Genomic DNA, 16,781 nt, shown 5'->3' with positions numbered 1-16,781 from the left:
ACGATGGTGATGGAGGCTCGCATTGCAGTCGAGCGCTGAGCGGCTGTGGATACGGCTCCGATCGGCGACGTGGGCGCCCAGCGGCGTGGCAAAAGCGTCGCGGGTGGCGGCTTCACTGCGGCTTCAGCAATCGCCACCAATGCTTTGAACTATAAAAGTCTCTCGCACCGGGCTGCATCCCGGTAGCCGGGCGACGAGAACCGGCACGGGATAAATAACATGATCAGGCACGCGACTTTCTTGCGCTCAACAGTGGGACTCTTGATAGAAACGCTCGCGCTGTGCGGGGCCACCACCGGCGCTGCAGCCCAGGTGACGGCATCGTCACCTAGCTCCAACACGACAGTTGTGATCCCCGCCGACGTCGCGCAAGACAAGGCAGCGGGTACCGCAGATCCATTGTTCCAGCAGCCCTATATAGACAAGGACGAGTGGCGCGACGCCCCCGTCCGGCATCGCTATATCCATGGCGGCTTCAACGGTACCGATGCCAAATTCTCGTTCTACTTCCCCGACAAGGCTGGATATCAGGGCCGCTTCTTCCAGTACATCACGCCCTTCCCGATCAGCGAAACCTTGACGCAGCAGGACCCGCCGGGTGAATTCAATCATGTCGGTTTCGCGTTGGCGAGCGGCGGATATTTCGTCGAGACCAATGGCGGCGGTGCGTTCGATCTTGGCCGCGGGCAGAAGGGTAGCGGCGATCCGAGCGTCTCGGCCTATCGTGCCAACGCCGCTGCCGCCGATTATTCGCGCGTAGTGGCGAAGCGGATTTTCGCGAGCCAGGCGCGGCCTTATGGCTATGCCTTCGGAGGCAGCGGGGGCGCATATCGTACCATTGGCGCCGCAGAGAACACGTCAGGCGTCTGGGACGGCTTCGTTCCGTATGTCGCGGGGTCGAGCATGGCGATCCCGAACGTGTTCACCGTCCGCATGCTGGCGATGCAGCGGCTGCATTCAAAGTTTGCGCAGATCGTTGACGCGATGGAACCTGGCGGCAGCGGCGACCCGTATAAGGGGCTAGACGCCGACGAGGCTGCGGCGTTGCGAGAGGTGTCCGCCATGGGATTCCCACAGCGGTCCTGGTTTGGCTGGAAGACCATGGGCATTCACGGTTTCATCGCGCTCTACGGCGGGATGCTGGGGGCTGACCCGTCGTATTTCGCCGATTTCTGGACTAAACCAGGCTACCTTGGTCACGACGCGCCCGAGCAGTTCAAAAAATATCGAGTGCAATATGAGACTACGATCGCAGGGCCGCTTACCGCAAAGGACGCTGTGACGCTTGGCCTCAAGCAGCCGGAACAGGCAGGCGGGGTCGACTCCGCCTTCAACGCGGCCGCACCGCCTGTCGGCTTCCGCCTGTCCGGCACGCCGCCGCAGGTCTATTTTCTCGGCGGCGATATGATAGTGAAGAGCGGCGCTGCCGCCGGGCAGAAAATTATGCTCGTCGGGTTAAAAGGCGACGCAGTCGGCGTCGGCGTCGCCAATCCAGACGTGCTGGCGAAGATCAAGCCGGGCGATCAGGTGCAGATCGACAATTCGGCCTTCCTCGCCGCCCAAACCTATCACCGTCATCAGGTGCCCGGCCCCGAGTTCAAGGTGTGGGACCAGTTCCGGGATGCCGCCGGGAAGCCGCTATATCCGCAGCGGCCGATGCTGATCGCGCCGCTGTTCGTGCAGGGGGCGGCCGGTTCAGTGCCCAAAGGCGCCTTCCACGGGAAAATGATCATAGTGGAATCTTTGCTGGATCGCGAGGCCTATCCTTGGCAGGCGGACTGGTACCGGCAGGAAGCGCAGAAGAAGCAGGGCGTGACTGTCGCCGAGAGTAACTTCCGGGTTTGGATGAATGACAACACGCTACATGGTGACGAGCCGGTGCTGGAGGATCCATCGCGCTCGGTCGGCTACATGGGAATGCTGCAGCAAGCGCTTCGCGACGTTGCGACTTGGGCCGAGCATAATGTCGCACCGCCGCCCTCCACCAACTACCGCGTGGTCGACGGGCAAGTGATCGTGCCGGCCTCTGCAGCCGAGCGCCTAGGGGTGCAGCCGGTCGTCACCTTGGCCGCGAACCGAAAGGTCCGTGCGGACATCGCGAAGGGCGACGAGGTGACACTGGTTGCGACCGCAGAGGTGCCGCCAGGCACTGGCAGGATCGTCAGCGCCGAATGGGACCCCGAAGGGGCGGGCACCTATCCAGTCAAGGCCACCATCCCCCCTTCGGCAGGCGGAAAGGTGACACTGGCATACAAGTATCGCTACACCAGCGCAGGCACTGTCTTCCCGGGCATCCGTGTACGGTCCGAGCGACAGGGACGGGCTGACAGCGTCTATGCACAGCCCGTCAATATCGCCCGCGCCCGTGTGGTGGTCCGGTGATGCGTCCGCTGACGGACATGTCACGACGGAACGTGATGCTGGGCGGCGCGACGGCGCTCGGATTTGCCGCAGCCGGGCCGGCGCACGCGGCAACCCGCCCTGTCCTGCGCCGATCCTTCACTCCCGGCGAACGCTGGCTCGATACCGCCGGCAAGCCGATCCAGGCGCATGGCGGATCGATGATCGTCGTTGACGGCGTCTTCCACTGGTATGGCGAGAACAAGGAGTTCACGACCGGCAAATCGGACATCTGGACGTACGGCGTGCGCTGCTACCGCTCGACCGACCTCTACAATTGGGACGATCTCGGCCTCATCATCGCGCCTGACCTGAAAGACCCGGCGTCGCCGCTCAGTCCGAAGCGCTATCTCGACCGACCGCACATCATCCACAACCGCCGGACCGGCAAGTTCGTGTGCTGGCTGAAGATCCTTAGTGGCCCGGTGCAGACGCGCACGGTGCTGGTCGCGGATCAGATCACCGGGCCGTACCGGATCGTCCGCCGGGACATCGAGCCGTTGGGTATGGGAGCCGGCGACTTTGACCTGGTCGCCAGTCCCGACGACGGCAAGGCATACATGTATTTCGAGCGGGTCCATAGCGAGATGATCTGCGCCGACCTGACGAGCGACTATAGCGACTTCACGGGCTATTATTCAACGCACTTTCCCTCCGCCGGCCCGCCGTCGGTACGCGAGGCGCCGGCCTATTTCCGGCGCGGCGACCATCACTATCTCGCGACCTCAGGTACGACGGGCTATTTCCCGAACCCGTCCGAGATTGCGGTCGCCGGCACGTACCATGGTCCGTGGACCACGCTCGGCGATCTGCATCCAACCGACCGTTCACGCACGTCGTTCAACTCACAGATCAGCTGCATCTTCCGCCACCCAGGCAAGAAGGATTTGTACGTCGCAATGGCCGACCGCTGGATGGGGCCGCGTGGCGGCGCCGCCTTCGAGAGCGGCGACCGCTCGCGCCTCGTGCAGCTCGCCTTTTCCAAAAGCTTCGCCAACCCGCCGCAACCGATGACTCCGGAGGAGAAGCAGGCACGAGATATCGAGGGCGGGCTGGCGGTCGATACGTCACAGGCGCGCTACGTCTGGCTGCCGATCCGTTTCGACGGCGACCGGCCACGGATCGATTGGCTACCGGAATGGCGCATCGAGGACTTCGACTGATGACGCACCCCCTCATGCCTGGTGCGTTCCCCCTTACCCGCCGCGTGTTGCTCGCCTCGACCTTCCTGGGCGTCGCGGCGCCAGCGTTTGGGGCCAGACCCCGCGCTACCTATCTGGACCCCGGTGCCCCTGTCGCCGCCCGGGTTTCCGACCTGCTCGAACGCATGACACTGGACGAGAAGGCGGCGCAGCTCCGCTGCCTGTGGGAAGGTAAGACCGCGCTGCTGGACGAGGCTCGCGACTTTTCGTCCGAGCGCGCTGCGAAGGCAATCCCGCACGGGATTGGGCAACTATCGCGCATATCCGACTATCGTGGCTTCCCCGATTGGGACGCTACTCGTTCGCGCGCACTGCCTAACACCGTAACACTGGTGAATGCGATCCAGCGCCATCTGGTCGAGCGAACACGGCTGGGCATTCCGGCGCTGTTTCATGACGAGCTGGCGCACGGGCTGCTTGCCAGCGAAGCGACGGTGTTTCCGATACCGACGGCACTTGCCAGCAGTTTCGACACCGATCTGGTCGAGCAGGTATTCACCGCCGCCGCGCGCGAGGCGCGCGCGCGCGGGACTACCGTCGCCCTGACCCCGGTGATCGACCTGCTGCGTGATCCCCGTTTCGGGCGCAGCGAGGAATTCTTCGGCGAGGATCCACATTTGGTCGCCGCGATGGGTACGGCGGCGGTGCGCGGACTTCAGGGTCGTGTCCGCCCGCTGGCACCCGACCGGGTGTTCGCAGTGCTAAAGCATTTCGTCCATGGAGCGCCGCAGGGTGGGCTGAACATCGCGCCGGCCGATGTCAGCGAGCGAACGCTGCGCGAAACCTTCCTTGTTCCCTTTGCCGCTGCGATACGCGATGCTGATCCGGCGATAATCATGCCGTCGTACAACGAAGTAGCGGGTGTCCCCGCGCACGCCAACCCCGGCCTGCTACTGGAAACGGGGCGCGGCCGGCTGGGCTTCAAAGGCGCGTATTTCAGCGATTACAGCGGCATCGCCAACCTGGAACGCCAGCACCATGTCGCCGCCGATCAGGCCGAGGCCGCGGCGATGGCGCTGGAAAGCGGCGTCCAGGCCGACCTGCCCGAGGGCGAGAGCTTCAAGCTTCTCCCCGATCTAGTGCGCAGCGGCCGAGTACCGCAGGCACTGCTGGACGCCGCAGTAGCTCAGGTTCTGGCGCTCAAGTTCGAGGCGGGGCTGTTCGAGCATCCGTATATCGATCTCGCCCGGCTGCGCCGCATCACACGGGCACCTGCGCACCGGCAGCTCGCCCGACGCGCGGCGGAAAAAGCACTGACGCTACTCAAGAACGATGGTGTTGTGCCCCTCGATCCTGAGCGTACGATGACGCTGGCGGTGATCGGTCCCAACGCGACCGAACCGCTGTTCGGCGGCTATTCGGGTGACAACGATCAGTCGGTCGGCATCCTGGCGGGGCTGCGTCGTGCCGCGCCTGAGAACGTGCGGATTGTGCAGGCTGACGGCGTGTGGATCACCGCGCCTGACAAAACTGAGCGCCACCTCAGTTACTCGCTGACCGACCCGGTGCCGCGCACTGACAATCTGCGGCGCATCGACGAAGCGGTGAAGGTTGCGCGCGATGCCGACGTGATCCTACTGGTCCTTGGCGACACACCTGCGATCACGCGCGAGGCGGTCGATCCGGCACTACCAGGTGATCGATCGACTTTGGACCTTTGGGGCGAGCAAAACGATCTGATTGCGGCAATGGCGAGGCTCGGCAAGCCGATCGTCGCACTGCTGCTGAACGGGCGTCCGCTGGCCAGCGTGCGGCTGGCCGAAACGGCGAACGCGCTGTTCGAGGGCTGGTACCTTGGCCAGGAGGGCGGCACCGCGTTTGCCGACGTGCTGTTCGGGGTGGCGGAGCCGGGCGGTCGCTTACCAGTCTCGATCCCGCGCAGCGTCGGCGAACTGCCCGCCCACTATGATCGGCATCCGACCGCCGACACCAACAAATATCTGGAAGGGGCGCGAAAGCCGTTGTTCCCGTTCGGCCACGGCCTGGGATATGCGCAGATCAAGATCGGTGCCCCGCGCGTGTCCCATACGGCGATCGGCCCTTGGGAACGCTTTTCGGTCTCGGTCGAGGTCGAGAATATCGGCCGTCGCGCGGGGGATGAAGTTGTCCAGCTCTACATCCGCGACGAGGTCAGCAGCGTACCGCGCCCGATGCTGGAGTTACGCGGCTTCCGCCGCATTGCTCTGGCGCCGGGTGAACGGCGGGTGGTGACGTTCGACCTTGATGGCGAGGTGCTCGCCTTCTGGGACGCACAGATGCGGTGGAACGTTGAGCCAGGCGTCTTCACGATCTATACCGGCCGTTCGTCTGCCGACCTGATGTCGGTCAAGATAACGGTAGCCAACACGGCGGCACCTCGCCCCGGTGACCCGGCAGTCCCTGAAAGCTGAATGTCGCCAATGCCTGCCGGCGTAGCAATGATTTCTACCGGGTCCGACGCACGTCGATTCTGGGCTTTGCGGAGACGGAAGGTGTATGCTGGCGAGTATGGGGGAACCGCCGGCTTAAGGACGGGTCCATGTGTGAAGCTGCGACGCGCTCGTCAACGAAAGACCGGATACAGGTCAAAGTAGCTGCCTATTAAGGATCGCGATAACGGTTCCGGACCACTCGTTGCGCAAAAGCCCTCGGTAAGGGCAACGGGAAAGCCGCCAATAGAAGGCTTGGTGTCGCTTGCGGAGCAGGCCCCTCAAGTCACGCGATTACGGCGCAGGTCGACACGTACCAGGATATTTCGTGTCGATCCATCAGGGCGTGTGACGAACGGAATGTGACACAGGTGAAACTGTAGACACCGCCTGATTAATAGTACACAGTCGTTCGATAGAAAGATCGGTATGAGAGGGACTTGGGTGGTGGAGCCTGTGGGCGAAATAGCGATATCGGATGGTCCGCCCAAGCAGCCCAATATCGTGCGGCGCATCATCCTTCTTGTCGCCATTCTTGGCGGGTGCGCAGCGATGTGGTGGTATATGGGCTATCGCTCCTTTGGCCGATTCCAGCAGTCCACCAACGACGCCTTTGTGCAGGCTGACACGGTTACCGTCGCACCACGGATTTCTGGTTACGTGGAGACCGTCTTGGTCAACGCGAACGAGGAAGTGCGTGCCGGACAACCCCTTGTTCGGGTCGAGTCGCGTTCGTACACCAGTCAAGCTCAGCAGTCCGAGGCGCAGATTGCCGTTGCTCAGGCGACCGATCAGGGGGTGGTCGCCCAGATCAACGAACAGAACGCGGCGGTCCGACGCGCGGAGGCGGACGTAGCGGCCGCGATGGCCGATGCGGCTTACGCGCGTGGTGAGGTCGCGCGATATGCCCCACTGATTTCGGACGGGACCGAGACGCGCGAACATTTTGCTCAGCTTCGGCGTCAGGACGCTTTGGCCCGGAGCAAGCTGACGCAGGTCGAAGCGTCACTTGAAGGCGCGCGATCGCGCCTCAAAACACTTGGCGCGCAAGGCGCGCAAGCGCGTGCGCAGATCAAGCAGGCGCGTGCGCAGCTGGCGTCGGTCAGCACCGACCTCGCCTCTACCGTGATCCGCGCGAGCATCGCCGGACGGATCGGGAACAGGTCCGTTCGAACCGGCCAGTATGTGCAAGCCGGAACGAGGCTGATGTCCATCGTCCCGATGAACCAGTTGTACGTCGAGGCAAATTACAAAGAGACCCAAGTCGGCCTGGTACGGGTGGGTCAGCCCGCGACGGTCGAGATTGACGCCTATCCTGGCGTCGAGATACCCGGGTGGGTCACCAGTATCGCTCCCGGTACCGGTGCCCAGTTCTCCGTCCTCCCGCCCCAGAACGCCACCGGCAACTTCACCAAGGTCGTTCAACGCCTACCAATCAGGATCGCTCTTCGCCGCGGCAACAAGGCAAGCGAATTGCTGGTCCCGGGAATGTCCGTTGAGGTGACCATCGACACCCGATCCGCAATCGACGACGGGCGGCAGGATCACCTGCATGCTCGCGCCGCCAAAGCCCTGCCCGCGCAATGAGCGACGCCGTCGTCCGTAGCGATGACACGGCGGCGTGGCCGAACGCGCCGGTCTATGAGAAGGCGGACACCGCGGCCTGGCTTGCGGTTGCGGCCGGTAGTCTTGGCGCAATGATGGCAACCCTCGATGTCTCCATCGTGAATTCAGCGCTGCCGACGATACAGGGGGAGATCGGGGCAAGCGGTACGGAGGGCACATGGGTCGCGACCGCCTACATCGTTGCCGAGATCATCGTCATACCGCTGAGTGCCTGGCTTCAGCGCCTGCTTGGCCTTCGCACCATGCTGCTGATCGCCGTGACGCTCTTCACCGGTTTTTCCGTCGTCTGTGGAAGCGCCGAGAATCTCACGACGATGATCGTCGGACGGGTCGGTCAGGGTTTCACGGGCGGCGCGCTCATACCCACCGCGATGTCGATCGTTGCCACGCGTCTGCCGAAACCGCAGCAACCGATCGGCAGCGCGCTGTTCGGACTCACGGCGATCCTCGGACCGGTTCTCGGGCCACTGCTGGGCGGATGGCTGACCGAGCAGTTCAGCTGGCACTACGCCTTCTTTCTGAATGTGCCGATCGGCATTCTTCTCGTGACCTTGCTGATCTTGGGCTTGCCGCATCAGCCCGTTGCGAAGGGGGAGATCCTAAAGGCGGACTGGCTCGGCATCGTCGGCCTCGCACTCGCGCTCGGAGGACTAACCATCGTCCTTGAAGAGGGACAGCGTGAACAATGGTTCGAGAGCGAGCTGATCGTATGGCTTACGTCTTTCACCTTGCTCGGGCTCGCGATGCTTCTGGTCGGCCAGCGTTACGCCAGCCGTCCGGTGATCAAGCTTTCGCTCCTGCTGGACCGCCAGTTCGGAGCGGTTGCCTTCATGGGCTTCGTGCTGGGCATGGTGATTTTCGGTACGTCGTTCGCGATCCCGCAGTTCCTTTCTGCAATCGCGGGGTACGATGCCTTGCAGTCGGGCTACGTGGTCGTGCTGTCCGGGATACCCGCCCTGCTGATGATGCCGCTCGTGCCTCGCATGATCCGAACAATCGATATCCGCGTCGCAATCATCAGCGGGCTCTTGATCCTGGCGGTCGCCTGCTGGCTGAACGTGCACCTTTCGGCGAGTTCGGACGGCAGCGCCTTTACGCAGGCGCAGCTTATGCGTGGTGTCGGAACGATCCTGTGCTTCCTGTTCCTCAATCAGGCAGCCATCTCGTCGGTTCCTACCGATCTTGCGGCCGATGCCGCAGGTCTGTTCGCAGCCAGCCGCAACCTTGGTGGATCGATCGTGCTCGCCGCGATTGCCACGATCCAAGATCAACGGCTGACCTTCCACAGCCGCCAGCTCGAGGAGAGCCTGTCCGTCAATCCTGACCTCGTTCAGGAGCACCTGAGCAATCTGTCGGACGTAGTCGGTGACCCAGGCGCTGCTCTTCGAATGTTAGCCGATACCATTGCCCAGCAGGCTCTAGTCATGACGTTCAACGATCTCTTCTTCCTCCTGACGATCGGCATCGTGGTAATCATTCCCTTGCCCCTGCTGCTCCGCCCACTACCCAGGGGCGTGAAGCTCGGCACCATGCATTGAGGCATCTATGCGACTTCCGACCATCTTCATCGCGCTGTTTGTGCTCGGCGGCTGCACCTTGGGTCCCGGGTATCACGGCCCCCCTCCAGTTACCGCCGTTACGGCGGGCTTCGTCCGAATGCCGGGTGCCGCCACCGCCAGTTCACCTTCGCTTGCACACTGGTGGACGTCGTTCGGCGACCCAGTGCTAAACGGGCTTGAGGAGCGCGCGTTGCGCGATCACCCCTCCGTAGCGGTTGCCGAGGCACGGCTGCGTCAGGCCCGCGCCGCTGCACTTTTGGACCGTGCTAACAAACTGCCAAAGAACAGTGCAAGCGCACTTTATCTGCACGGCGAACTGCCCCCTACGAATCTGGGTCTCGGCAACAATGATGGAGGCCGTTCCGCACTAGACTTCTACAATCTCGGTTTTGACGCGTCATGGGAACTGGATCTGTTCGGCGCTGCAAGTGGCACCGTTCGCGCGACGGCAGCGGAAGCCGAAGCCGCCGAAACGGAGGTCGACGATGCCCGCCTGAGTCTGAGCGCAGACGTCGCACAGGCATATCTTAAGCTGCGCGACCGGCAGGCAAGATTAAATCTTGCTCGGCTTTCGACCCGCCTGCATCAGGAGGAATTCGCATCTCTCAACCGTCGCGTCGCGGCCGGAACCGCCCCAACGCTCGAAAGTCAGCAACTCGAACCACAGATCGCTCAATCGAACGGAAATGTGCGGGATCTTGCGACGGAATGCGATGCCTTGCTGAACGCGCTCGCTGTTCTCACAGGACAGGCGCCAGGCGCGCTGGACGGGGAGCTTGCAGCCACTGCCACGACGACCGTTCCTCTTCCCCCCGCTTCGGTGCCGGTCGGCGATCCGTCCGGCCTACTTCGCCGTCGCCCGGATATCAGAGGTGCAGAGCGCCAGCTTGCAGCGCGGACGGCGAGGATCGGGGTCGCAGAGGCTGCACGCTTCCCCCGAGTAAGCCTCATGGGCCTCGTGGGTCTTGGAGGAAGCAAGCCTGGCGACGTTCTGGCCCCCTCGAACATCTCTTTGCTTGCGTTGCCTCGACTTTCCTGGAGCTTTCTGGATTTCGGGCGGAATGCTGCCCGGGTACGGCAAGCAACTGGTGCCAGGGATGAAGCCGAAGCACGTTATCGAGAGGTGATCCTACAGGCGCTCGGAAATGCCGAGGATGCACTCAGCCGCTTCGGACGCAGCAGGTCCGGCTTTGGCGACGCGCTGAGTTCACGGGCGACGGCGCTTGCAATCGCGGGCCGTGCCGACCGTGCGTTTGCGGCCGGCACCATCCGCCGTCAGGAAATGCTCGAATATCGCCGCAAGCTGCTCACCGCCGAGGATGCGTTGCTGCAGGCGAAGACGGCAGTCGGCACAGATTTCGTCGCGCTTCAGAAGTCTCTGGGTTTGGGCTGGGAACCGCAATTGGAACAAAACCAAGATGTGCAATAGTTTTTGCAGCGTTACCGGTACCGCGATCAACGGCGCGACCGGTATCCAGCGCGACTTTACAAGCGACGCTGTCGTTGCTCCCTTCGAGGCTCCGCAGCTACTATGGATAGCGGCAGTGGGACTGCACATAATTAAATTTGTGAACACCCAAGCAGTATGTGCGGACCTTTGCAAACACAGCGTAATTTTCTAAAATATTGACTGGAGAAGACCTTGCTGACGCGCAAATCGGAGAAGCAGGACAATCGTTCGGCACGTTGGAGATGGCTTAAGCAATCGGTCCCTATTTTTGCTGTGGGGTTATTCATGGCGGGGAACGCACCTGGACCGGCCCTGCTCGGGGCTGGTCCGGTGGAGGCGCCGTCACGGCAGTTGTCTGGCTGGATTACCCATCCGATGGCCGCCCGAACCGATCAGGCCCGAACGGCGATCAGCCTGCAATTTCGGCGTGAACTGACGCTGCGGTCCAGACCAGCCCGCATGATGGTGCGAGTCAGCGCCGACAATCGCTTCGTCCTTTACGTGAATGGCCAGCGAGTCGCGGCCGGCCCGGCGCGCGGCGACCTGGACCATTGGCGGTACGAGCGGGTCGATCTTGCGCCCTTTTTGCGCGTCGGCGCCAACGTCATTGCTGCGGAGGTGTGGAGCGATGGCCGAGACGCGCCGCGTGCCCAGATCTCTGCTCGAACGGCTTTCTACCTCGTTCCAGACGATACCGGCGCCATGCCCTTTGCAGACGGAACGAACTGGCTCGTCCGGGTTGACGGCTCCCGCTCAGTCTCCTCGGGCATGGCGCAGTTGATCGATGCTGTCGGCGGCACCTACTATGTGGCGGGGGCGCCTGAAACACTAGATGGCGCTCGACAGCGCCCTGATTGGGCCGCAGTTCGAAGCTCCGCTCCGGACTGGGTGCCGGCAGTTCCGCTCGCCACCGGATCCGACACGCCGTGGCATCTTATGCCCGACACGCTGCCTCAGATGCGGTACGAGACGGCACCCGCAGGTCGCTTGGTGCGTGCTCGCGGCACTGCCGCCGGGCGCTTTCCCCAGCAGGCAGTTACGGTCCCCGCGCATGGCGAAGCGACGTTCCTGGTTGATGCCGGTGCGGTCGAGGCGGCCTATCCAGAGCTGGTAGTTTCGGGCGGGGCGGGTGCTGAGGTGACGCTGACCTATACCGAGGCGCTGTACAGCGCCGACAAAAAGCGTCTGCAGGATCGCGCTGCCGTTGGCGACGGGCAGGCACTGGGTCTGCGCGACACGTTTCGACCGAGCGGCGCAGCCGAACAGCGCTTCCAGCCGTTCTGGTGGCGAGTGTGGCGGTTCGCCGAACTGCACGTGAAAACAGGTGACCAACCGCTACGCCTTGTCCGCTTCAGGCGCTATCGGACCGGCTACCCATTCAAGGCGCGCGCTTGGTTCCGTTCTAGCGATCCGGCACTCGACCGCGTCTGGCAGATTGGCTGGGACACGCTTCGCCTCGACGCACACGAGACTTTCATGGACACCGCCTATTGGGAGCAGCTCCAATATGCCGGCGACAGCCGGATTGAGGCCCTCATCGCGGACACCGTGTCCGGCGACGGCAGATTGTCAGCGCAGATGCTGCGCGCGTTCGACGCGTCTCGCACGCCTAGGGCCGCCCGCGAGAGCATAGTTGGACGCCTCACTCCGGCCGTCGCCGGTCTCCCCCAAGCGGCCTACCCCTCGGGGGACTACCAGTCCATTCCGCCCTTCGGCCTGTTCTGGATCGGCTCGCTCGCAGATTACCGAATGCGCTGGCCGGACCCTACGCCTGTTCGCGAGAGCCTGCCCGGCATGCGTATTGTGCTCGACTGGTACGCGAGGCTCATTGGTGCGAACGGGTTGGTCGGCAAGGGGCCCGCATGGACCTTCATCGACTGGAAGCCCAACCTGGAAGGTAACCCGACCGGCCCCGATACGAAGGATGACAATGGCTGCGTGGTCAGCCTCGCCTATTTGGGGGCGCTGCAAGAAGCGGCAGAGTTGGAAGATGAACTGGGCGACGCTAGCATCGCCACTCGCGACCGTCACCGCGCAGACGGGGTAGCCAAGGCGGTACGGGCGCATTGCTGGTCGGCGGAGCGCGGGCTCTATGCCGATAGCACTGGACTCAAGAACTTCAGCCAGCACGCGAATCTACTGGCCGTCCTTTACGATGTAGCGCCTTCGGCGCAGCACCGGGCGATTATGGACCGGATCACCGTTCGCAACGGCGGCATTACAGCACCCAACGGTGTCACCGGAACGTCTTATTACTTCTCCTACTATCTCGCCCGCGCGGCCGTCCATGCAGGCCTATCCGAACGGTACTTCGAACTGCTGCGGACGTGGCGTGACATGCTTGGACAAAACTTCACGACTTGGCCGGAAAACCCGGAGCCATCCCGGTCCGACAGCCACGCCTGGAGCGCCCATCCGACAGCGGACCTGCTCCGGATCGTTGCGGGAATTTCGCCGGCGAGCGCCGGTTACGCGACGGTTCGGATTGCGCCTAACTTAGGGCCGCTTACGCAGTTGGACGCCGCCGTACCGCATCCGTCCGGGTTGATCCGCGTCCGATACCGTCGAAGCGGCAACGGCCTCACGGCGATAATCACGCTGCCAGCGGGACTGTCCGGCAAGTTCGACTATGCCGGCAGATCTTGGTCAATCGGGCCCGGAACGAGGCGGCTGAGCATCCATCCCGAACGCGGGACGCCTGCAGAATAACCGCCCTCCAAGCTGGCAACCGCCTTGAAAGGCGTTGCTAGCTGAGGCGGGGATCAGACGAACTTTTGGCGACAGGACGTACGCCGGTACAGACATCGGTCGATACTTAGCGATGCCAGTTCAGAACGTCCGGCACTCCCGCACCGGAGCCTTGCGGACCGCCAGCCTGATCACTGTAAAGGATGATGCTGAGCATCGCCGGGAATATCCGAGTATAAAATGCCCCAAGCTAGCAAGGCCCGTTCCAATCCGTTGAGCACAAAGGCAGTTTGGCTCCTCGTAATAGGGAAGTGATCTCAACATTTGCGATGTGATCTCCGAAATTTACGCCGACAAAAGATAATTAAATCTCATCATGCGGGACAATATTTTATAATGTGAATTTTTGTTGCTCTTGTATCGAAACTAGCCTACGACGTCTGCACCCGTAACTATCGAGCTTACGGAGTCAGTAAATTAATTGCCGCAACGGAAGTTGCGATATCTAATCAGCACGAACCAATAAAGCATCTGTTTGGGTCAGTTCTTGTAAATTGCGACAGAACAATAAGTTCGTGGCTTTTGGACGCCGAAGGATGCAAATTACCTTTTGGGAGAGGTCGAATGGGAAACAACATCCGTGGCAAGTTGCTATTTAGCACTGCCACTGCCGCACTGCTTCTGGGGGAAGCGCCCGCGCTAGCACAAGCGCCGCAGCTGGCGGCGCCTACGCGGACTACGAATGAACAGCCTACTACCGCCAGTACAACTGATCCGGTCAACCCCGACGTGCAGCAGGGCGCGCCCGCACAAGGCAACCAACTTCCCGGACCGGTAGCCGAAACTGCGCCCGACACGTCTGCGGAAATCGTGGTGACCGGCACCCTATTACGCGGGGTCGCACCAACAGGCACTAACGTTGTAGGCCTGTCCTCTGCCGACATCGCCAAATCCGGCGCGCTCAACACCAATCAAGTGCTCGCGCGTATTCCGCAGGTCAGCAGCGCGTTCAACGCCGTGCCGACGCTGCCGACCAACGATCCCGGCTTATCGTCGATAATTCCCAACATCCGCTCCATTCCGGCGGGTGGCGCCACCACGCTGGTCCTTCTAAACGGCCACCGTATCGGCGGCTCTGGCGGCTTCGCCGGTGTCGACCCGGACATCATTCCTGCCGAGGTGCTGGAGCGCGTCGACGTGGTGCCGGACGGAGGCTCGTCCATATATGGCTCCGACGCGATCGGCGGCGTGATCAATCTGATCACACGCAAGCGGTTCGACGGCTTGCAGTTCCACGCCAAATACGGTTTTGGCGATGGTTACCATACGCTGGACGCGAATGGCACTGCCGGTACCGACTGGGGCAGCGGCTCGGCCTATGTCTCCTACACCTATGCGGTCACCGGCGAGATCCAGGGACGTGAACGCAGCTACTATCGCCAATTCTCCGAAAACCGCGGATTTTGCGCACCCGGAACTGTGCAGGTTACCCGCAACGGCACCACAACCAACTATGCACTGCCCGACCGCAGGCCCGGCACGCTGACGAACTGCGACGGCACCGACAACACTACGATCTTCCCGCGCCTTAGCCGCCATTCGGTCTTCGCGAACCTAAGCCAGTCGCTGGGCAGCGGCCTCGATGTCGGCGTCACCGCTTTCTACACCCGCCGGGACTCGACCAGCCACATCGACCTGAACGACCCGCAGAACGCGCAGACCGGCACGATTACCCCGGCCAATCCCTTCTACGTGCCGATCGCACCCGATCCCGGAACGCAGTCGGTTCTTTTCTCCTACGCCGGCGTGCTGCCCGACGATCGCCTGAACAGGCTCGACCAGTACGGCATCACACCTACCATTACCGCTGACATCGGCGGCGGCTGGCAGGTGCGCGCGCTGGGCACGCTAGGCGAAAGCTGGGTCAACTCCTACGAGCCTCAGTACAACACCACGGCCCAGAACGCTGCGCTGGCGGCGGTGACCCGCGATACCGCGCTCAACCCCTACGACCTGGGCGCAACCAGCCAAGCAGTGCTGGACTCGATATATGTTCGTGGCCGCACCCGCTACAACCAAGCATACCGGAACGCGCGTGCGATCATCGATGGTTCGCCGCTCTCGCTGCCCGGCGGCAACGTACGGCTCGCCGCCGGTGTCGAGTACGGACATGAGCGTCTGGTGGCCAGCCTGCGCGGGCTGGCGAATGGTGCTGCGTCGGGCAGCCGCGACATAACTTCGGTCTATGGAGAGGTCGCCGTGCCGCTCTTCGGCCGCAGCAACGCGATAAGCGGCTTCCAGAGTCTGGTCTTCTCGGCTTCGGGGAGATACGATCACTATTCGGACTTCGGCGGGACTTTCAATCCGAAATTCGGTGCCACCTGGGAAATCGTGCGAGGGTTCAAGCTACGTGGCAACTGGGGAAAGGCGTTTAACGCGCCGCAGCTGGGCGATACCACCGCCGCAGCCGACACGCGCGTAGTCCTGATCCCGGCCAATCCGTTTTATGATCCTACCGACACAACCACACCCCAGCTCCAAGCCCGACCATCGGCGATCATCGCAGGTGGCAATCCTAATCTACGGCCGCAAACGGCCCGAACCTGGTCGATAGGTGCAGACTTGCAGCCGGCACCGGTGCCTGGGCTGACACTTAGCGCAACCTACTATAGCATTCACCTCGACAACCAGGTTGCGATCGTCCCGATCTTCACTCCGGCGCAAGCCTATCGCCCGGTCTACTCGCCTTGGGTCATCAAGAATCCCTCAATTGCCCAAGCGACGGGCCTGTTCGGTAGCCTGCCCCTAGTAAACTTTTCTACAGTTGCCGAATGGTACAATCTAAACCCTCTCGGGCCGGCCGTGATCCTGGATGCCCGACGTCAGAATTTCGGCGTGTACGAACAAGACGGTATCGACTTTAACATCGCCTACAACCGCACCACCGGTTTCGGCTCTGTGAATGCAGCATTCGCCGGGACCTATACGCTGACCCGGCGGGTCGCCGCGCTGCCGAACGATCCATTCAGCGACTTGCTTGAGTCACCAGGGCTGAGCCGGTTCAGCTTTATCTCAACGGCCGGGGCGACATATGGCGACCTGACCGGCAGTCTAACGCTGAGCCACTCTGGCGGCTACGATCTCAACCCTGGATTGCCACCCCAGACCAGCGTGGACGCTTTCAATACGGTCGATCTTTTCTTGTCTTACGACGTCAATGGCGCTGGCCTGACTAAGGATCTCCAGCTGACGGCCTATATCGGCAACATGTTCGATAGCGATCCGCCTAACTACAATGGATTTCCGGGCTATGCGAACGGCGCTACTGTAGGTCGGGTGGTCCAGTTCGGCATCACCAAAAAGTTCTGATTAGGGCGGCGGCCACGCTGCGGCAAAGGGGGCAACCGAGCGTCCGGGTCTCGCAGCGTGCCCCCTTTCGAGCGTCGGA

General features: G+C 62.4%; 8 protein-coding genes. All 8 read left to right on the top strand.

Translation table 11 applies throughout. The features are described 5' to 3' along the window. Positions 1-252 precede the first annotated feature (252 nt). The 8 genes from ASE90_RS05710 to ASE90_RS05675 all read left to right on the top strand — a co-directional run bounded on the left by ASE90_RS05710 (position 253) and on the right by ASE90_RS05675 (position 16,702). Positions 253-2,382: a hypothetical protein gene (locus ASE90_RS05710; RefSeq protein ID WP_414888927.1), complete on the top strand. Its 2,130-nt coding sequence runs from the start codon at positions 253-255 to the stop codon at positions 2,380-2,382. Further along, on the top strand, positions 2,382-3,563 hold the full coding sequence (locus ASE90_RS05705) for a family 43 glycosylhydrolase (RefSeq protein WP_200910793.1): 1,182 nt from the start codon (positions 2,382-2,384) through the stop codon (positions 3,561-3,563). Before ASE90_RS05710 ends, ASE90_RS05705 begins: the two co-directional genes overlap by 1 nt. After that, a complete protein-coding gene (locus ASE90_RS05700) occupies positions 3,563-5,992 on the top strand; it encodes a glycoside hydrolase family 3 N-terminal domain-containing protein (RefSeq protein WP_055997495.1) in 2,430 nt (809 codons plus the stop codon). Before ASE90_RS05705 ends, ASE90_RS05700 begins: the two co-directional genes overlap by 1 nt. A gap of 465 nt (positions 5,993-6,457) precedes the next feature. Beyond that, a complete protein-coding gene (locus ASE90_RS05695) occupies positions 6,458-7,597 on the top strand; it encodes an HlyD family secretion protein (protein WP_200910792.1) in 1,140 nt (379 codons plus the stop codon). Further along, complete coding sequence (locus tag ASE90_RS05690; RefSeq protein ID WP_055997492.1) at positions 7,594-9,174, top strand: DHA2 family efflux MFS transporter permease subunit; 1,581 nt, start codon at positions 7,594-7,596, stop codon at positions 9,172-9,174. Before ASE90_RS05695 ends, ASE90_RS05690 begins: the two co-directional genes overlap by 4 nt. Before the next feature lie 7 nt (positions 9,175-9,181). Continuing rightward, complete coding sequence (locus ASE90_RS05685; protein ID WP_055997489.1) at positions 9,182-10,624, top strand: efflux transporter outer membrane subunit; 1,443 nt, start codon at positions 9,182-9,184, stop codon at positions 10,622-10,624. Positions 10,625-10,837: 213 nt separating this feature from the next. Next, complete coding sequence (locus ASE90_RS05680; RefSeq protein ID WP_156361456.1) at positions 10,838-13,354, top strand: alpha-L-rhamnosidase C-terminal domain-containing protein; 2,517 nt, start codon at positions 10,838-10,840, stop codon at positions 13,352-13,354. A gap of 603 nt (positions 13,355-13,957) precedes the next feature. After that, complete coding sequence (locus tag ASE90_RS05675; protein WP_082449574.1) at positions 13,958-16,702, top strand: TonB-dependent receptor plug domain-containing protein; 2,745 nt, start codon at positions 13,958-13,960, stop codon at positions 16,700-16,702. Positions 16,703-16,781 lie beyond the last annotated feature (79 nt).

The organism is Sphingomonas sp. Leaf67 (assembly GCF_001421965.1).
Classification (GTDB): domain Bacteria; phylum Pseudomonadota; class Alphaproteobacteria; order Sphingomonadales; family Sphingomonadaceae; genus Sphingomonas.
The sequence above is the reverse complement of the archived record's forward strand: the minus strand, read 5'-3'. Positions and strand labels throughout refer to the sequence as shown.

Excerpts from the sequence above, each read along its gene's own strand:
- ASE90_RS05690 (WP_055997492.1), top strand. The coding sequence starts at position 7,594 with ATGAGCGACGCCGTCGTCCGTAGCGATGACACGGCGGCGTGGCCGAAC.
- ASE90_RS05675 (WP_082449574.1), top strand. The coding sequence starts at position 13,958 with ATGGGAAACAACATCCGTGGCAAGTTGCTATTTAGCACTGCCACTGCC.
- ASE90_RS05685 (WP_055997489.1), top strand. The coding sequence starts at position 9,182 with ATGCGACTTCCGACCATCTTCATCGCGCTGTTTGTGCTCGGCGGCTGC.
- ASE90_RS05700 (WP_055997495.1), top strand. The coding sequence starts at position 3,563 with ATGACGCACCCCCTCATGCCTGGTGCGTTCCCCCTTACCCGCCGCGTG.
- ASE90_RS05705 (WP_200910793.1), top strand. The coding sequence starts at position 2,382 with ATGCGTCCGCTGACGGACATGTCACGACGGAACGTGATGCTGGGCGGC.